Origin of the sequence: Enterobacter sp. BNK-29 (genome assembly GCF_048684785.1) — a bacterium.
Classification (GTDB): domain Bacteria; phylum Pseudomonadota; class Gammaproteobacteria; order Enterobacterales; family Enterobacteriaceae; genus Enterobacter; species Enterobacter cloacae_M.
In genome coordinates this window covers 3,135,503-3,152,025 of record NZ_JBLQTU010000001.1, presented here as the reverse complement: position 1 = coordinate 3,152,025, position 16,523 = coordinate 3,135,503, and the positions used below count along the sequence as shown (strand labels likewise).

16 protein-coding genes and 1 tRNA gene are annotated in these 16,523 nt (G+C 54.4%); 8 read left to right on the top strand and 9 right to left on the bottom strand.

Going from position 1 to position 16,523, the window contains the following annotated elements:
• Window positions 1–22: 22 nt before the first annotated feature.
• The 3 genes from ACMGGX_RS15035 to ACMGGX_RS15025 form a co-directional block, all read right to left on the bottom strand.
• Entirely contained in the window at window positions 23–1,039 is a 1,017-nt protein-coding gene (locus ACMGGX_RS15035; protein ID WP_420298546.1) for an iron ABC transporter substrate-binding protein, read from the bottom strand.
• A gap of 355 nt (window positions 1,040–1,394) precedes the next feature.
• Window positions 1,395–2,225 (bottom strand): CPBP family intramembrane glutamic endopeptidase, encoded by an 831-nt coding sequence (locus ACMGGX_RS15030; RefSeq protein ID WP_348560700.1) that lies wholly within the window; start codon window positions 2,223–2,225, stop codon window positions 1,395–1,397.
• Between the two features lie 102 nt (window positions 2,226–2,327).
• Window positions 2,328–2,404: transfer RNA gene (locus ACMGGX_RS15025), tRNA-Arg, on the bottom strand.
• A 278-nt stretch (window positions 2,405–2,682) separates the two neighbouring features.
• On the opposite strand from ACMGGX_RS15025, the gene ACMGGX_RS15020 reads away from it, so the two are divergent.
• From ACMGGX_RS15020 to fimZ, 3 genes are all read left to right on the top strand, one after another.
• Window positions 2,683–3,381: an EAL domain-containing protein gene (locus tag ACMGGX_RS15020; protein ID WP_126327570.1), complete on the top strand. Its 699-nt coding sequence runs from the start codon at window positions 2,683–2,685 to the stop codon at window positions 3,379–3,381.
• Window positions 3,382–3,405: 24 nt separating this feature from the next.
• Window positions 3,406–4,134: a helix-turn-helix transcriptional regulator gene (locus ACMGGX_RS15015; RefSeq protein WP_063440719.1), complete on the top strand. Its 729-nt coding sequence runs from the start codon at window positions 3,406–3,408 to the stop codon at window positions 4,132–4,134.
• 800 nt (window positions 4,135–4,934) lie between these two features.
• Entirely contained in the window at window positions 4,935–5,567 is a 633-nt protein-coding gene (gene fimZ, locus ACMGGX_RS15010; protein ID WP_032661427.1) for a fimbria biosynthesis transcriptional regulator FimZ, read from the top strand.
• Between the two features lie 51 nt (window positions 5,568–5,618).
• Here the strand turns inward: fimZ and sfmF are convergent, their stop codons facing one another.
• From sfmF to fimA, 6 genes are all read right to left on the bottom strand, one after another.
• Complete coding sequence (gene sfmF, locus ACMGGX_RS15005) at window positions 5,619–6,140, bottom strand: fimbria assembly protein (RefSeq protein WP_023310646.1); 522 nt, start codon at window positions 6,138–6,140, stop codon at window positions 5,619–5,621.
• Between the two features lie 9 nt (window positions 6,141–6,149).
• Window positions 6,150–7,157, bottom strand: a complete 1,008-nt coding sequence (fimH, locus tag ACMGGX_RS15000) for a type 1 fimbria D-mannose specific adhesin FimH (protein ID WP_047061271.1) — start codon at window positions 7,155–7,157, stop codon at window positions 6,150–6,152.
• On the bottom strand, window positions 7,150–9,711 hold the full coding sequence (locus ACMGGX_RS14995) for a fimbrial biogenesis usher protein (RefSeq protein WP_348560699.1): 2,562 nt from the start codon (window positions 9,709–9,711) through the stop codon (window positions 7,150–7,152). Before ACMGGX_RS14995 ends, fimH begins: the two co-directional genes overlap by 8 nt.
• 14 nt (window positions 9,712–9,725) lie before the next feature.
• Window positions 9,726–10,418: a type 1 fimbria chaperone FimC gene (gene fimC / locus ACMGGX_RS14990; protein WP_023310643.1), complete on the bottom strand. Its 693-nt coding sequence runs from the start codon at window positions 10,416–10,418 to the stop codon at window positions 9,726–9,728.
• Between the two features lie 34 nt (window positions 10,419–10,452).
• Window positions 10,453–10,998: a type 1 fimbrial protein subunit FimI gene (gene fimI, locus ACMGGX_RS14985; RefSeq protein WP_023310642.1), complete on the bottom strand. Its 546-nt coding sequence runs from the start codon at window positions 10,996–10,998 to the stop codon at window positions 10,453–10,455.
• 68 nt (window positions 10,999–11,066) lie between these two features.
• On the bottom strand, window positions 11,067–11,630 hold the full coding sequence (fimA, locus tag ACMGGX_RS14980) for a type 1 fimbrial major subunit FimA (RefSeq protein ID WP_023310641.1): 564 nt from the start codon (window positions 11,628–11,630) through the stop codon (window positions 11,067–11,069).
• 310 nt (window positions 11,631–11,940) lie between these two features.
• On the opposite strand from fimA, the gene folD reads away from it, so the two are divergent.
• From folD to ACMGGX_RS14955, 5 genes are all read left to right on the top strand, one after another.
• Window positions 11,941–12,807, top strand: coding sequence for a bifunctional methylenetetrahydrofolate dehydrogenase/methenyltetrahydrofolate cyclohydrolase FolD (gene folD, locus ACMGGX_RS14975; protein ID WP_008499332.1), 867 nt, complete (start codon window positions 11,941–11,943; stop codon window positions 12,805–12,807).
• Between the two features lies 1 nt (window position 12,808).
• On the top strand, window positions 12,809–13,021 hold the full coding sequence (gene ybcJ, locus ACMGGX_RS14970; RefSeq protein WP_023334767.1) for a ribosome-associated protein YbcJ: 213 nt from the start codon (window positions 12,809–12,811) through the stop codon (window positions 13,019–13,021).
• A 234-nt stretch (window positions 13,022–13,255) separates the two neighbouring features.
• A complete protein-coding gene (locus ACMGGX_RS14965) occupies window positions 13,256–14,755 on the top strand; it encodes a PTS transporter subunit EIIC (RefSeq protein ID WP_029741054.1) in 1,500 nt (499 codons plus the stop codon).
• Between the two features lie 86 nt (window positions 14,756–14,841).
• Complete coding sequence (gene malI, locus ACMGGX_RS14960; RefSeq protein ID WP_181594532.1) at window positions 14,842–15,858, top strand: Mal regulon transcriptional regulator MalI; 1,017 nt, start codon at window positions 14,842–14,844, stop codon at window positions 15,856–15,858.
• A 74-nt stretch (window positions 15,859–15,932) separates the two neighbouring features.
• Complete coding sequence (locus ACMGGX_RS14955) at window positions 15,933–16,460, top strand: metal-dependent hydrolase (RefSeq protein WP_348560698.1); 528 nt, start codon at window positions 15,933–15,935, stop codon at window positions 16,458–16,460.
• Window positions 16,461–16,523 lie beyond the last annotated feature (63 nt).

Sequence of the window (16,523 nt, the reverse complement as noted above, 5' to 3'; positions counted from 1 at the left end):
GACGTTCACTTCACTCTCAGGATCACAGCAGGCCGGCTTGCGTCATCAGCTCGATAACTTTTTTACTGTTAAGCGTCGAAGGTTCAACTTTCGGTGCATCAAGATCTTTCAGCGGGACCAGTTTCGGGTTTGAGGCCGCGTTCACGCCCACCGCATACTCAAAGGCGTTGTTGGTACGCAGGCTTTCCTGACCTTCTTTACCGGTAATGTATTTGATGAAGGCCTGCGCCTGCGCTTTATGCTTGCTGGATGCCAGCACGCCGCCGCCGGAGAGGCTCACAAACGCGCCCGGATCCTGGTGTTTGAAGTAGTAGAGCTGGGTGTTTTTGCTGTTTTCACCGGTTTTGGACTGGTCGACAAAACGGTAGTAGTGATAAATCACGCCGCCATCAATCTGACCGGCATTGACCGCTTTCATCACGGTGCTGTTGCCTTTATAGGCAACGAAATTGGCTTTCATCGCCTTGAGCCATTCCAGCGTGGCCTTCTCGCCTTTCAGCGCCAGCATCGCGCTCACGATGGCCTGGAAATCTGCGCCCGACGGTGATGCCGCCCAGCGGCCTTTCCACTCGGGTTTTGCCAGATCCATCAGCGATTTAGGCAGCTGCTGTTCGTTCAGTTTTTGCGGGTTGTACACAAACACCGTGCTGCGGGCGGCAATGCCGATCCAGCGGCCGTGCGCCGGACGATATTCCGCCGGTACCTGCTTCAGGGTGTCTGCATCCAGCGGCGCAAACAGGTTGGCATTATCCACCAGCACCATTGACGGTGAGTTTTCCGTCAGGAATACGTCGGCCGGTGACGCGCTGCCTTCCTGAACCAGCTGGTTACCCAGCTCGCTGTCATCGCCATTACGCAGAGTGACTTTAATGCCGGTTTCTTTAGTAAAACCGTCCACCCACGACTTCACCAGGTTTTCGTGCTGCGCGTTATAAACAACGATACCTTCGTTGTTATCGGCCGCAACCGATTGTGTAGAAAGGAAAAGTGATGAAGACAACAAGGCAAGCGAGAAGCAGGACAGCAGGCGAGAATTCATGAACATATCCTTAATAGACCAACGTGATTAACGACTCATAGCTTTGTGGGACAGGATTAAAGCATACAACAACGCTAATGATAATTAGTATCAATCCAGTTTAGGCGTAAAAGTGTAAAATTTCTTTTTAGCAGATTTTAGAATGATAAAAATCCAAATTTTAATGAGAGATAATTTTTAGATTAAGAAAACCTTAAGCCTGCCTACAATGAAATTCATTAGCCTTCTATTCATTATGACGCAAAGGTAAATCTGTTATTCATGCGCCCGCCAGATATAAAAGCCCCGATATTGCGGGGCTTTTTATGCTTATCTGGAGGTAGCTAAGTTTTTAAGACTACTCATTTAAAAAGCATTACATCGCCGCATGAGGGGCATACATCGGATAGGTGAAGAACAATAAATGCACGCAGTTCAGGCCAAAATGGAATAACGTTGCAACCCAGAGCTTACCGCTCCACATCCACGCCAGGCCGTAAATAATGCCGGAGAGGCTGGCAAAAATAATCAGTAGTAAACCGCCGCTATAATGCATCAGTCCAAAGATGACTGAGGCAATCAACAGCGCGACAACAGGATGAATAATCCGGGACAAGCGTTGCTGCAGGTAGCCTCTGAACAAGGCTTCCTCGGCCAAAGAGACGAAGAAAATATTCGCAAGGGCAAATTGAGCGAACCATTCTGGCGCATGCGGCTCAATTCTAAGTCCGCCCAATGCAACAGCCAGAAGTAACAGCGCGGGTATCGCAAGAACCAATATTCCCCAGCCGACCTTGCCAGCTTTATAGAGGGGTTTTGCTACGAATAACGTTGGCATGCACGTAATTAAAAAGAACGGCACCACTGCCTTGTCCATATTAAAGTACATACTGAACGGTATGCTTTGCGGACCAACGTCGACAGCATCCAGCACTTTGGGGTTATGGAAGCCTGGGATCACATGCAAAACCAGGGCAACGGCGATGGCCACGCACAGGCCTTCGACCAGATATGTATATTTATTATTTTTATTACGTAGCCATTCAACAGCACACCAGCCGACAACGATTGATGCAATAACCAGCAGCGCCGGGGCGTCAAGAATGCCTTGTTTCCAGCCGAGAAATGCCGTTAATCCCAGCATTAGATAAGCCAGGCTTTTATTAAGGAAGAGTGCGGCAAGCGAAGTTGCGAGTAGATACCACATAAAAGTCCTTCTTGACCGGTAAATTTTAGGGGCGATGTCCCAAATATGTCCCACAACGGAAATCAGGAGGATGTGAAGGAGGCGTGACTCTATGAAATGAAATGGCACGCCCTGTAGGATTCGAACCTACGACCTACGGCTTAGAAGGCCGTTGCTCTATCCAACTGAGCTAAGGGCGCACTGATATGCGTGTACTTCGCGGTGGTGAAACGCGAAGAATTATACGGTCAATGGCAGGTGAGTCAATGCCTTTTCCGCTTTACACGGCAATTACCACTAGCCGATTGTAAATACGGCTATTTTCTCAACATTTCGCCCTGTTTCACCGTAAAATTTGGCGCTGCGAAAAGGCTTAGTTGCATTTAAGTAACGCCTGCTGTTTTCCTGAACGTCAGCTCGTCACACTAGAGTCAGGTATCCCGGCCGCCTGGAGGCTGGCAGACAACAGGACCATGGAGTGACAGCGCAAAACCTGATCGATACGCCCCCCCGGTTACAGTACATTTCTCAGGACATCGTCGGCATTAAGCTTGAGCCCATCGTCGCCCTTTCCTCCCTGCGCCTGGTTGGCGTGGAGGTACTTAGCGTTCTGTCCGACACGCGGCACAGCGAGGACTTTTTTTGCGAACGGTCCGCAGACTGGTCGATAGCGCTGCTTGAAGCGCAGCTTGCCGCGTTAAAAAATGCGCCGCACGGCCATAATCTTTTTATTAATCTGCCGATAACCGTCCTGACAGAGACAGCCTCTTTTCAGCGACTTATCCGGCTGCCAGACGTGTCGCTCAATATTGAGATTGTCGATCTCGCGTCCTTTTTAGCGCTGACCCTCGTCGAGAAGCAGCATGTCGTTCAAAATTTGCGGCAACTTAGCAGACAGGGGCACGCAATCTGGCTTGATGACGTGGATGACGTCACAGTGCAGTCGTTTTTATCCTGCCGACTCCCGTTAAGCGGCATCAAAATAGATAAGGAAGCATTCTGGCGTTTACGCGACACCCCTGCGCTGAGGCAACTGGTTTCCCTTTGCTTTCAGCTTGCCGGGAAAGTGCTTATTGAAGGTATTGAGACTGAACGCGATCGTACCTGGGCACTGCAGGCAGGCGCAGACCTCGGCCAGGGATATTACTGGCCGTCCTGGACATGGCCGGAGGATTAAAAAGCCATTTCCAGGAGGGAGACCATGCGAATGACAGTGCGCCGTTACCGGCGGCGGCGTACAGGAAGTGATGCACTGGGATTTACGCGCTCACCTTTTGCTCCCCCCTTTTTTGACCGGCTCGAATTTTTGAGCCAGTCTATCAGCCAGCCCCGCAAAACCGACGCCCCGTTTATCCTTCTGGTGACGGAGGATCACTACCTGCGCACAGGTTTTATCAACGCGCAGTTTCCCCTGAGCAGCTGCTGCGACTACGCCACGCTGGACGACGCCCTTATCGCTCAAACGCAGTGGCCTTCAGCCCGCCTGGTCGTGGATATTGAAAGCCGGTCCACGGGGCTTCTGGAGAAACTGGATCAGTTGAGACGGCATAGCCTGTTTCCTCCGTTCCTGACGCCCTGGCTGCTGGTCCGGGCCGATAATTACGATACCCGCCTCTTCTGCAAAGCGGCGGGTCCCTTTCATGTGCTCGAACGTCAGCTGAGCGCCGCTGCGCTCCAGCACAGCCTGTTGGATACCCTACCTCCGCTGGGTACCGAGAAAGACTGGTTCTCGCGCAACGAGTGGCCCATCCTGCAGGAGCTTTCCCGGGGGAAGACATTGCGTCAGATTGCCCTTATGCAGAATCGCCCCTATAGCCGCATTATCTATCGTCTCAGCTGCATCCTCTTAAAGCTGGGGCTAAGCCATCGCCAGGAATTGCTCCATCTTCTTAATAACCTCTCAGACTGCACGTTTTCACTCACCACCTAACCCCTTATTTCCTAAAGCGGTTTAGGAAATTACTTACCACCAGCGTTGCAAAAATGTTAATTTTTAACAATAAACTCGAAATTATAACTATTCCTAATTTATGGGCGTGAACCTTGTGAAATGCCACAGATTAACGGAACGGCAGCACTTTCCTCCATCCGTTAAGTGAATGCAGAAGGCGTTAACAAGATGATAATGATGTAAAAACAAGCAGCTTAGCGACAACAGCCAGTAGTAAAAAGCGAAGCGGGTAGCATGTTCTCCTGTGCATCAGACGCCGTTGTCCTGGTCAACGTAAGCACTTTCGGATGAAGGTATGACGGCCTGCGAGGGCAATTTTTAACCTCACCTTTGCGGGTTCGCAACTTAAAAACACGCGCATTTTTGTTAACAATTAATCAACATACAGCGATATCTGTTATTTTTTGTTATTACATAAAGATGAAAATATGCGGTAAATGGGATAACAGGATATTTCCGCTATTTTTAAAAAAATAGCGATTCATATCCAGAAGATAATACAAACCAATACCCTCATATTAATTTACAGGGTTTTCGGAAAAAACTTACCCTGTATAATAAGATGCGTATCAAATCTGAATAAGAAAAACCTTTTTGCCAACACCAGCCTAATGAGATGACCGCGCTGAGGCATAGTTCTTTTCATTACGTAAACAAGGATGCTTTCGCTCTTCCCAGGGAAATACTACGGTACAGGGATCTGCACATTATATCCTTCCGGCATTTCGAGAGTTTTACCAAACTCTGCATAACGCTTTTAACAATCTGAGGCATTAAAAATGAAACCGGCATCCGTTATCATTATGGACGAACATCCTATCGTCAGAATGTCGATAGAAGTCCTGCTACAGAAAAATAAGAATATCACAGTCAAGCTCAAGTCTGGCGATAGCCATGAAGTCCTTGACTGTATCCGCAATCACCCTATCGATCTGGTGATCCTTGACATTGAACTCACGGGCACGGATGCCTTTTCTTTACTAAAGAGAATCAGGAACTTAAACAAAAACATTAAGGTTCTGTTCCTCTCGTCTAAATCAGAGTTGTTTTACGCTGGTCGCGCCATTCGCGCCGGGGCAAATGGCTTCGTCAGTAAACGAAAAGATTTGGGTGAGATCTACAACGCCGTAGAAATGATTCTGATGGGCTATTCCTTTTTCCCGTCGGAGACGTTGAACTTTATAAACCATTTGGGTTCCGGGAAAGGGATGGCAGTAGATATGCCATTATCGAATCGCGAGGTCACGGTATTACGGTATCTGGCGAATGGATTATCCAACAAGGAAATAGCTGAGCAGCTACTATTAAGCAACAAGACCATTAGCGCGCATAAATCCAATATTTATTCCAAGCTGGGTGTGCAAAGCATCGTGGAATTAATTGATTACGCCAAAGCCCACGAGCTGCTATAACCTGAATTCACTCCCTGCAGCTTATCTGAGCTGCAGGGAGTGCGGTCAGTGCTAATTATAATTAATCATGAAGGTGGCATCCGCATCAGCCCGTCCGGGCTGAGGGTTATCGGCAGTGGCAATATAATTGGCATAAAACGACAGCGTCGCATTTCCCTGTGCGTCAACCGAGACCGGCTGGCTGGCCTGCTGAAGCGCCAGGCGCGTTTTATCCGCATCCCTGATCTCAACGGCAACATGGCTTGCAGTACTGGCGTCATTCAGCGCCAGCAGGCCGCTATTGCTCCCGTCAGCTTTACCCGAAAACGTAATGGACGCCGCGCCCGGCGGGCAGCCGGTCAGCTTCAGCGTAAACGGCATAGGCTGCGTGCGGCTCCCGGTGGTGCTGAGCTGTTTCGTGGGCCATGTGCCCAGCGGGACGGCCTTGTCGCTGTCGCTGCCCTCGGCAACGCAGGTAAAATCGACGATATTGCCGTAGAGCCGAATGTTAATCTCGCCCAACGCGGTGTCTGCCTGAGCCTGGGTACAAAGCGCAAAGAGCGCTACGGTGATAAAACGGATCCCGTTTCGCATATCGGCTCCTTAGTCGTAATCCACGCGCAAATACCCGCGCGAGGTGAAGCGCCCTTCCGCTGGCTTATTGCCCGTCACGCTCACCGGCCAGACCCGGATCCCCACCTGCGCCTGCGCGCTGTCGTCGAGGCGGAACGGAATTTTGCTTGTCAGGTTGTTGGGCGTCAGCGGCGCCCCGCTCTCGTTGGCGATGATGAACCCCACATCCGGGTTATCCGACACCAGCACATTATCAGAGACTTTTTCCGCCTCGACGCGCATCGTCAGCATGGCGTTCGCCTCCACGTTGGTGCATTTGATGGCGATGGTTTTGCTTTGCGATGAGACGCCCTCCGGCTTGTTACCCACGCCCGCCTTGCTGAACAAGGAGGCGCCAATGTCGCCGAAATCAAACTCCACCACGTTTCCGGCATTGATGGCGCAGCTTTGCGGTACCTGAATGGTTCCGCTGTAGCTAATGGTATAGACCGGCGTGGTTAACGGATCGGAAGAGGTAGTGGTGACGTAAACGCGGAACATGGTGGCACGCGGGATCACCACCATGTTGATAAAACGTCGGGTCACCTTAAGACGGAAGACCAGGCTGGAGTCCTGAACGCCAAACGGTTTGTTTTTGGAGACGTTAGGATGGCTCCCCATCTGGATATAGCTTTTTGGCGGATAAAATACGCCAGCATAGCTGTCCGTAATTTTCATCGCCCCGTCCAGATAGTCGTTAAGCTTCAGATACTGGTAGCCATCGCTGGTCCCCGTTACCGGATAATCGGTCACATAGCTGCGCTTGGTGGTATTCCCGGTCGTGCCCTTCGGGCAGACGGCATTTACCCCTACCCACTGCGATTTCTCGCTGAGCGTCACGACCTGCCCAATCTGGTTATTCGAGCTGTTGAATTTATCCGTCAGGTCGTAATGTACTTCCGTCGGCACGCCGTTTTCATTGACGCACACGGTCGCTAACGCATTTGTCGCAGGCAGTAACGCCAGCAGCGACAAGGCAAAGAGTTGAGTTTTAATCACAGCCGATCCCCTTAAGTGTGATTGCCTGTTGCAGGCTCTGTTCAGACAAGCTGTAAGGTGCGCGACACTGGGACTGCGCCCCGTCGCCCCACTGGATCAGCAGTTCGCCCTCCAGCGGCAGCCCACTCAGGTAAATTTGCCCGTCATCCCCCACCATGCTGGTCACGCCGCTTTTGGTCTCACGCACCACCGCGCCGAACGGCACCGGCTGGTTACCGCGCGTTACCGTCAGCAGGGCGCGCACGCCAATGCGGGTATCAAAGCTGGCGCGTACCAGCGCGCCTTTGGTCGGCACCACGCTGCTCACGTTGTTTTCGATATCGGTGTTGTTGCTCATGGTGTTGGTATCCAGCGCCACGCGGTTGTAACGATAGACGGTGGCATACGGCATCACCGCGTAGCCTCGCCAGTCGGTTTTCACGCCGGTCTGGTTTTCAATACTGACGCCCGATGCCCCCGGCGCTTTGATCAGCACGTTGGTGTCGCCCAGCGGCTGGCTGAAGGTCACGCCGTCGGCGTGGCCGACCACCCCGCCGGAGAGCTGCCAGTTGAGATCGTGCTGATCGCGGGAATAGTTGTAGCCCACGCCCAGCGTGCCGTAGGTCGCCTGCCAGTTGGCGCTGGCGCTTCCGCTTGAGCCGTTGGTGCTGGCGTGTCCCTGGGTCACGCTGTAGTTCAGGTTGCGGTCCTCCAACAGCGTTCCGCTGACGCCGGTTTGCCAGCTTGTGTCGCCATCGCTGTTTCGACTGGCGGATGCCGTAGCGTAGGCGCGGTCAATCGCGCTGTCCCGGCGATAGCCCTGACGGGTAAAGAGGCTGAACGGCACGGAGACGTTAAACGACGCGATCCGATCGGTGCCGTCTATCCCAACGGATTTGTTCCACGACCACGAGACGGAATAGTTGATCCCCTTCACGCCGCCCGCGTAGCCCAACTGGTACCAGAGGTTCGTCTCGTCTGTTCCCCAGTAGGTCTGCTCGCTGCCGGAGATATAGACCGAGCCGTAGTCCCCGAGAGACTGAGAAACGTTGAGCTGGAAACGGCCTTTTTTATTCCACGTCAGGTTGTGATAGCTCTGCACGTCCGGCACATCGTTATCGTTCTGGCTATCGGCATACTGATAGCCCTCCATTGAACGCCAGGCGACATCGTCGAGGGTGTAAAACCCTTTTGTGGAGTAGCGGTAGCCCAGCAGCTGGAAGTTGGTGCCGAAGCCGTTAAGAGATTTCGCGTAGAGGAAGCGCAGAGACTGGCCTTCATGCCTGCTGTCGTCCGCGAGCTGGCTGCGGGCGTGGGTGATATCGAGCGAGACCGCGCCCCAGTCGCCCAGGTTTTTCCCTGCCCCGACGGCCACCGCGGTATAGCGTGACGCCAGCTGCGTACCGCCGTAGAGCGTGTAACCGTTGGCAAGACCGGTAACCAGGGTGCCCTGGGTGAAGAACGGCGTATCCTGATCGCTGTTCCCGCTGCGGTAATCCCCCGCGACGAGGTCGTACTTCCAGCGACCTTCACGCTGCAGGAGCGGCACGGTAGAGTACGGCACGGTATAGCGCTGCTGGGTGCCGTCTTTCTCTTCGACCGTGACTTCCAGGTCGCCGCTTGAGGAGGTCGGGTTAAGATCGGTAATGGCAAATGCGCCCGGCTGGACATAGCTTTGATAGATAACGTAGCCGTTCTGGCGAACCACCACTTTTGCTGGCGTACGGGCAATCCCGCGCACGGTCGGCGCGTAGCCCTGCAGGCTGTCCGGGTACATGCTGTCAGAGGAGAAGAGCCGCCCGCCGCGAAAACCCATGCTGTCGAAGACGTCATTCCCGGTATTGCTGTCGCCCAGCACCAGTTCGCTTTTAAGCGGGATGACGGTGCGCTGCGCCCAGGTGCCAATATTCTGCCACTCGCTGTGCCGCTGCCCGTTATTCTGCGTGTACCGCCATGCGCCGTTGTTACGTAAACGCCAGGCGCCATAGTTCAACCCGCTCTGCAGGTTCAGATAATAGCTGTCGTCTTCGCTTCCCCGGTTACCGGTGAAGCTGTAGTTCACCAGCGCGGCGGGAATGCCTTCATCCCACTGTTCAGGCGGAATGTAGCCCCGGGCGCTGTTTTGCAACGCCACCTGCGGCAGGCTGACGTCCAGACGCTGTGAGGCAAAGTTGAATACCGTTTCGCTGCCGGGTATGGCCGTGGTCAACGGAACGCAGGTGTCGCCCTGCACCTTAGCCAGCTCGGGAAACGCCGCGACGTTGACGCCAAAGCGATCGAGCATCGCGCGCGTAATGCAGGCCGACAAACCGCCCGCCACCGGCGGCGTGTTCTCGGCCTGCTCGAAACGCACGTCCTGGGTACCGATAAACTCATCGTTACGCCAGATATCCACGCGATAAACGCCGGGTGCCTGCTGGTGTCCTTGTTCAAAACGCGACAAATCCGCCACGCTGGCGGTGTCGTCAGACAAGAAGGCCGGGTTGAAATAACTTTCGCTCCAGCCAGCCTGCGGCCAGAGCGCAGCCATCAGCGCCAGTGCAACCGGGCAGTAACGTCTCTGGTGGTTTTTCATCGCCCTGACTCTGCTCACAGGTTAACGCTACGCGCCGGGGTGATGGCACCGTAGTCATTCACGCTCTGCCAGGAAAGCGTGCCGCTGGCACCGGCTGGCAGCACCTGCTGTGCCGAGCTTTTCGGCGCAACCATCAGGTTTTCCAGCGTCTGCCCGCCCATCTTCAGATTGACGAGGGTGATGTAATACGGGGAAGCGTTGCTGACCTTGAGATGGCTGCCCGCGCGCTCAAACCGCAGTTGGGAAAGCGCCTCTTCCGGCTGCATCGCCAGGTTGTTCGGGCGCACAAACAGCTTGATGCGTGACAGGATCGCCAGCTGCAGCACGTTATTGTTTTCCGTTTTCGCTTTGTTCACCGACGGGATCGCCTTCACGTTCATGTAAAAGAGCGATTCACGATCGGCTGGCAGCGCTGGCCCGGCGTAAATAATACGCAGCGTGTTTTCACTGTTCGGCTCGCTGACAAACAGGGGCGGAGTGACGGCAAAGGTTTTTTCTTTTTGCCCGCTCGCATTTTCGATCCACGCGTTAATTAAATAGCGTTCCTGTTTGTTGCTGTTGGTGATCGCCAGCGACGTTTGCTTCGCCTCTGCGGGATAAATAACGCGCGTGGCCCCCAGCGCAATACCGCCGGAAGCATTTGCGCAGGCAGAAACCATCATCAAAATAAACGATAAAAAAAGTCCTGGTTTAATTAGGGTATTCATCACAACCGTACCTTTAATAATGTGTTCGCAGGTGTTATGGATAAATCAACGTAAACCAGACATCCGACTGAATTTTGCCTGGCTCGAGGTGTTCGGAAATAGCCCGATAGCGGGCGCTAAAATGGAACGCGAGCTCGCGGGTATCGATCGGCAGCCAGCTGACGGCCGTGGCGTTTGGGATAATCTGACGCTGCTGTTCGTCAAAGAGCGCCAGCCCCACGCCGCTGCTGACGGGCGTTTCACCCGGCCGCGATGTCGCCAGAAAGACCTGCGGATCTTCTGCGGGCGTCACGCCCTGAAACTGGATCCCCACGGTGCGCGAAACATCAACGCTGCAGTCCAGCAGCCGCACGGTAAAAGGCACGTTAACCGTGGAAAAACTGCCCACACCGGAAAATGAATTGGTTCGGTACTGCCCCATGTCGATGCGCATATTCTGGCTGTCGGGCGCCACGGCGCAGCCGCCGTTCACCAGTTCACCCCGGAGATGAACCTTGCCACCTTCGATCACCACGGTATGCGCCGATGCCGGACAAGCCATCGCAAGGGTTAACAGCAGTAGTGTTCCAGTCCTTGTCATCCTTCGTTCCTGGCATTTGCGTATGACGGGCCTCGTCCCTGAGGCCTGAACATCCCTGTGCGGAGGAATTACTCGTATTTCATTACGAAGGTGGCGTCAGCGTTCGCCTGGCCTGGCTCAGTGGTGGCAGCCGTTGATTTGTAACGTGCGGTGAACTTCAGGGTGTTGGTCCCTTCGATCAGCGTCTGCGCAGCAGAGAAGGTCGCACCGTCTGGGGTCAGAACGCTGGATTTGCTGTCGAGGATCTCGATACCCACGCCTTTCGCGGTGTTGTCGTTGTTACCGGAGGTCACGGCCAGCAGGGTTTTGTCGGTTGGGTCGATCTGACCGGTGAACGCAACAGCGGCAGTTTTGGCAACCAGCGGATCGCAATCATTCAGTTCAATGTTGAATGGAATATTAGAGGTGGTGTCGCCCACTTTGGTAAATTTCGCGGTACGATACTGGCCCAGATTAACGGTCTGCTCGGAAGAATCAGTATTTACTGAACAAGCCGCATTAACCAGCTCACCTTTAAAATGTACGGTACCGCCATTAACGGAAACCGGCGCAGCAGGATCTGCTGCATTTGCGGCACCTGCAACCAGGGCCAAAGTAGCAATAACAGTAGAAGCAATGTTGCTGAGTTTCATGTCTATTCCTTTAAAATGTAAATAACCCTTCCCGCGAATAATCGGGAATAAGAAATACGTTCAATTGATTAATTGAAAGCTTATTTCGGAGGAGACAAAGTAGCTCAGGACGCGTTTTTTAAATATGTCAAAACGCTGCCATTTCGCCAGGTCACATCCTAATACCACCTAAGAAATTGACCATCCCCTAAGAAGGGTTTTTGCGTCTCCCTGATAAAAACGCGTAAAGGGTGACTGACAGCGACGCTCGCTTCTGACAAAATACACGCCATCCCCCCTTTCAAACGTTACAGACGGAATCTTCTCTCTGATGGCAGCAAAGATTATTGACGGTAAAACGATTGCGCAGCAGGTGCGCTCTGAGGTCGCGGAAAAAGTGAAGGCGCGTAAAGCTGCCGGAAAACGCGCCCCCGGGCTGGCCGTTGTGCTGGTTGGCAGCAACCCGGCATCGCAAATTTATGTCGGCAGCAAGCGCAAAGCGTGTGAAGAGGTGGGCTTCGTCTCCCGCTCTTACGATTTGCCGGAAACCACCAGCGAAGCAGAGCTGCTGGAACTTATTGACACCCTGAATGCCGATAAAGAGATCGACGGTATTCTGGTTCAGCTGCCGCTGCCGGCGGGTATCGACAACGTGAAGGTGCTGGAGCGTATCGCGCCGGATAAAGACGTGGACGGTTTCCATCCGTACAACGTTGGCCGCCTGTGCCAGCGCGCGCCGCGTTTGCGCCCGTGCACGCCGCGCGGCATTGTGACGTTGCTGGAGCGCTATAACATCGACACCTACGGTCTGAACGCCGTGGTTATCGGTGCCTCCAACATCGTGGGCCGCCCGATGAGCATGGAGCTGCTGCTGGCGGGCTGCACCACCACCGTGACCCACCGCTTCACCAAAAACCTGCGTCACCACGTCGAGAACGCCGATCTGCTGATCGTCGCGGTCGGCAAGCCGGGCTTTATTCCTGGCGAGTGGATCAAAGAGGGCGCGATTGTCGTGGACGTTGGGATTAACCGTCTGGAAAACGGCAAAGTGGTCGGCGACGTAGTGTACGAAGATGCCGCGGCTCGCGCCTCTTACATTACCCCAGTACCGGGCGGCGTAGGCCCGATGACCGTAGCAACGCTGATTCAGAACACGCTGCAGGCGTGCGAAGAATATCACGACGTAGAGGACGCGTAAGATGGCGACTTTTTCATTAGGTAAACACCCGCACGTTGAGCTGTGCGATCTGCTGAAGCTGGAAGGCTGGAGCGAAAGCGGCGCGCAGGCGAAAATCGTTATCGCCGACGGGCTGGTAAAAGTCGACGGCGTGGTAGAAACGCGCAAGCGCTGCAAGATTGTCGCGGGTCAGACCGTGAGCTTTGAAGGACAGAGCGTAACCGTTACGGCCTGAGCCGTCTGATGCCCTCACCCCAACCCTCTCCCACAGGGAGAGGGGATATTAAATCCCCTCACACCCATCGCGGTTATTTATCGATCAACTTCAAATAATCACTATTTCATCTGTTGAAACATGAAAATTCTGTTGCGCGTTTTTCACTCTTTGCCCACGATAAGTAGAACGTTCTACTAAAACGTTCTACTTACAATAACAGCGCCAAAAAAGCGCTACTCGGGGGAAATCAGCATGAGTCTGATATCAGGGTTTGTTAAATCGCTGTCTAAGTTATCGATGATTGGTCGCGCCTTAATGCTGCCAATTTCACTGCTTCCCGCTGCGGGCCTGCTGCTGGCCTTCGGCGATAAGTTCCATCTGCCGCTGATGATGAACGCGGGCGGGGTTATCTTTGATAACCTGCCGATGCTGTTTGCCATTGGCTCCGCCGTGGGTCTGGCGTCAGAATCCGGCATCGCGGCGCTGTCTGCTGCGGTGTCGGTGTTTGTCACGAATATCACCATCAGCACCGTGCTGAGCATCACGCCGGAAATGGCCTCCCAGGGCGGGAAATACGCCATGGTCGTCGGCATCCCGACGCTGCAGATGGGCGTCTTCGGCGGCCTGATCTGCGGTATTCTCGCGGCCTGGTGCTATAACCGCTTCCACACCATGCAGCTGCCGGAGTTCCTGGGCTTCTTCTCCGGCAAGCGCTTCGTGGCCATTGCAACGGCGTTTCTGTCGTTCCTGATGGGGCTGCTGCTGCCGTACGTGTGGCAGCATATCCAGGCCGGTATCGACGCGCTCTCAGTGGTGGTGAACGGCGATAATCAGGCGGCGTCGACCTTTATCTTCGGTCTGGTAGAGCGCGCGCTGATCCCGCTCGGCCTGCACCACATCTGGTATCCGTCCTTCTGGTATTCGTTCGGGGATTACACCACCCAGGCAGGACAGGTGATCCACGGCGACCAGACCATCTGGTTCAAGATGCTGGAAGAAGGAGTGAAGTCCTTCAGCAGCGACACCTACCAGAATGCCGGTAAATTCATGCAGGGCGAATTCCCGCTGATGCTGTTCGCGCTGCCCGCCGCGTGCCTGGCGATGTATCACGAAGCCCATACGAAGAATAAGAAAATCGCGGCCGGTATTCTGTTCTCTGCGGCGCTGACCTGCTTCCTGACGGGGATCACCGAACCGGTCGAGTTTACCTTTATCTTCGTGGCGCCGATTCTGTACGTCTTTAACGCCATCATGGCGGGCCTGGCCTACATGACCATGTATCTGCTGCATGCGCATATCGCCAAGTCGTTCTCGGCGGGCTTTATCGACTATCTGTCATTCGGGATCCTGCCGTCCTTTAACGGCTACAAGACCAACTTCCTGAATGCGATTATCATCGGCATTCCAATGGGCCTGATTTATTACTTCACGTTCCGCTTTGTGATCCGTCGTTTCGACGTGAAAACGCCGGGCCGCACTGAAGTGACCGCCAACGCGGATGATAAGTCTGATTCAGAACTCGCGACCGAGATCATCACCCTGCTGGGCGGGGCGCACAACATCGACTCCGTCGGCGCCTGTATCACCCGCCTTCGCCTGGAAGTGGCAAAAAGCGAGGTGGTCGATAAGGATGGCCTGAACGGACTCGGCGCGCGCGGCGTGGTCTTCGTCGGCGACAACGGAATTCAGGTGATTTTCGGTGCCAGAGCACAGTTTATCGCCCAGACCATGTCCACCATGATCGGCAAATAATAAGATGCCTGAACGACGCGTCTCCTGTAGTCTGGGAGACGCATTGTCGTATCTGACTGATAATGGGTGAATTTCAGGGAGCGGTTTTGAAGAAAGTCAGCATTATTGATGTCGCAAAGCACGCGGGCGTGTCGGTCTCAACCGTCTCGCTGGTTTTGCGCCAGAAAGGGAAAATCTCAGAGGCAACGATCGAGAAGGTCAACGCTGCCATCAATACGCTGGGCTATGTTCATAACGTTGCCGCTGCCAATCTCCGCGCCAATACGTCCAATCTGATTGGCCTGATCCTCCGTGACTTTAGCGACAGTTTCTCCATCAAGGTGATGGCGAGCATCGTCCAGGATCTTGAAAAACAGGGGTATATGGTTTTTCTCGGCCAGCCCCAGAACGACCATGACCATCTTGAGCGCTGCCTGCTGTCGTTTAAGCAGCAGGGCGTCGCCGGGGTTATCTATCTGGCCTCCGATACCCGCACGTCTACCTTGCCGGAACAGATTCGCCGCTGCCCGCTGCCGCTGGTGGTGGTCTCTCAGTCGCTGCTGGATGAAAAATGCAATCTGGTGATGCGCGATAACCGTCAGGCGGCAAATCTGGCGGTGCGTTATCTTATCGAGCGCGGCCATCGCAATATCGCCTACATAGGCGGACGTGAAGGCTGCCTTATCCGCGAGCAGCGCCTGCTCGGTTTTCGCAGCGCGATGACGCAGAACGGGCTGGTCTGGCGCGATGAATACTCTCCGGCCTGCAGCGATGACACCCTGGCTGCGGGTTTCGCCACCCGCCAGCTGCTGGAAAAAAACAACACCATCACCGCCCTCCTCTGCCACTCTCCGGATGCCATGATCGGCTCCATCTCCGGTATTCATCAGGTGGGACGAACGGTGGGTAAAGATGTGTTTCTGACGCAGCAGGTCGCGCTGGTCGGTTTCGAAGATATGCTCCACGTTAACCTCACCTCGCCGTCATTCACCTACGTGTCGTCCGCCAGCGAAGAGACCGGGCGTCAGGCTGCCGGGCTGATTATTCGCACGCTGAAGGAGCCGATGCTGCAAACCCAGCGCATTACGCTTTCCGGGCAGCTTATCGCACGCGAGTCGGCGTAAAAATAAGAATTTGACGCGGGTCTGCCGGCGCGGGATTGCTGCTATATTTCCATGATTTGCCATGGATAATCGCAATGCCTACCGTTATTACACACGCCGCTGTTCCGCTTTGTCTGGGCTTAGGCCTGGGAACCAAAGTGATTCCTCCCCGCCTGCTGTTTGCCGGGATTGTCCTCGCCATGCTGCCGGATGCCGACGTGCTGGCGTTCAAGTTCGGCGTCGCGTACGGCAATGTTTTCGGCCATCGCGGCTTTACCCACTCCCTGCTGTTCGCCTTTGTGGTGCCGATACTCTGCGTGCTGATCGGCCGACGATGGTTCCGGGCCAGCCTGACGCGGTGCTGGCTGTTTTTAACCGTGTCTTTGCTGTCGCACAGCCTGCTGGATTCGATTACCACGGGCGGAAAAGGTGTCGGCTGGCTGTGGCCGTGGTCAGATGAACGCTTCTTTGCGCCGTGGCAGGTCATTAAGGTCGCGCCGTTTGCGCTGTCGCGCTACACCACGCCTTACGGGCATCAGGTGATCGTGTCGGAGCTGCTGTGGGTGTGGCTGCCGGGAGTCGTGCTGACGGGGTTGCTGTGGTGGAGGAAACGTGCGCGCTGATGCCCTCACCCCGGCCCTCTCCCACGGGGAGAGGGAGAAAACCTAACAATTCCCTCTCCCTGC

What these genes read in the sequence shown, in the direction of transcription:
- ACMGGX_RS15035 (WP_420298546.1), bottom strand. Translation starts at nt 1,039, where the DNA reads ATGAATTCTCGCCTGCTGTCCTGCTTCTCGCTTGCCTTGTTGTCTTCA.
- ACMGGX_RS15030 (WP_348560700.1), bottom strand. Translation starts at nt 2,225, where the DNA reads ATGTGGTATCTACTCGCAACTTCGCTTGCCGCACTCTTCCTTAATAAA.
- ACMGGX_RS15015 (WP_063440719.1), top strand. Translation starts at nt 3,406, where the DNA reads ATGCGAATGACAGTGCGCCGTTACCGGCGGCGGCGTACAGGAAGTGAT.
- fimZ (WP_032661427.1), top strand. Translation starts at nt 4,935, where the DNA reads ATGAAACCGGCATCCGTTATCATTATGGACGAACATCCTATCGTCAGA.
- sfmF (WP_023310646.1), bottom strand. Translation starts at nt 6,140, where the DNA reads ATGCGAAACGGGATCCGTTTTATCACCGTAGCGCTCTTTGCGCTTTGT.
- ACMGGX_RS14995 (WP_348560699.1), bottom strand. Translation starts at nt 9,711, where the DNA reads ATGAAAAACCACCAGAGACGTTACTGCCCGGTTGCACTGGCGCTGATG.
- fimC (WP_023310643.1), bottom strand. Translation starts at nt 10,418, where the DNA reads ATGAATACCCTAATTAAACCAGGACTTTTTTTATCGTTTATTTTGATG.
- fimI (WP_023310642.1), bottom strand. Translation starts at nt 10,998, where the DNA reads ATGACAAGGACTGGAACACTACTGCTGTTAACCCTTGCGATGGCTTGT.
- fimA (WP_023310641.1), bottom strand. Translation starts at nt 11,630, where the DNA reads ATGAAACTCAGCAACATTGCTTCTACTGTTATTGCTACTTTGGCCCTG.
- folD (WP_008499332.1), top strand. Translation starts at nt 11,941, where the DNA reads ATGGCAGCAAAGATTATTGACGGTAAAACGATTGCGCAGCAGGTGCGC.
- ybcJ (WP_023334767.1), top strand. Translation starts at nt 12,809, where the DNA reads ATGGCGACTTTTTCATTAGGTAAACACCCGCACGTTGAGCTGTGCGAT.
- ACMGGX_RS14965 (WP_029741054.1), top strand. Translation starts at nt 13,256, where the DNA reads ATGAGTCTGATATCAGGGTTTGTTAAATCGCTGTCTAAGTTATCGATG.
- ACMGGX_RS14955 (WP_348560698.1), top strand. Translation starts at nt 15,933, where the DNA reads ATGCCTACCGTTATTACACACGCCGCTGTTCCGCTTTGTCTGGGCTTA.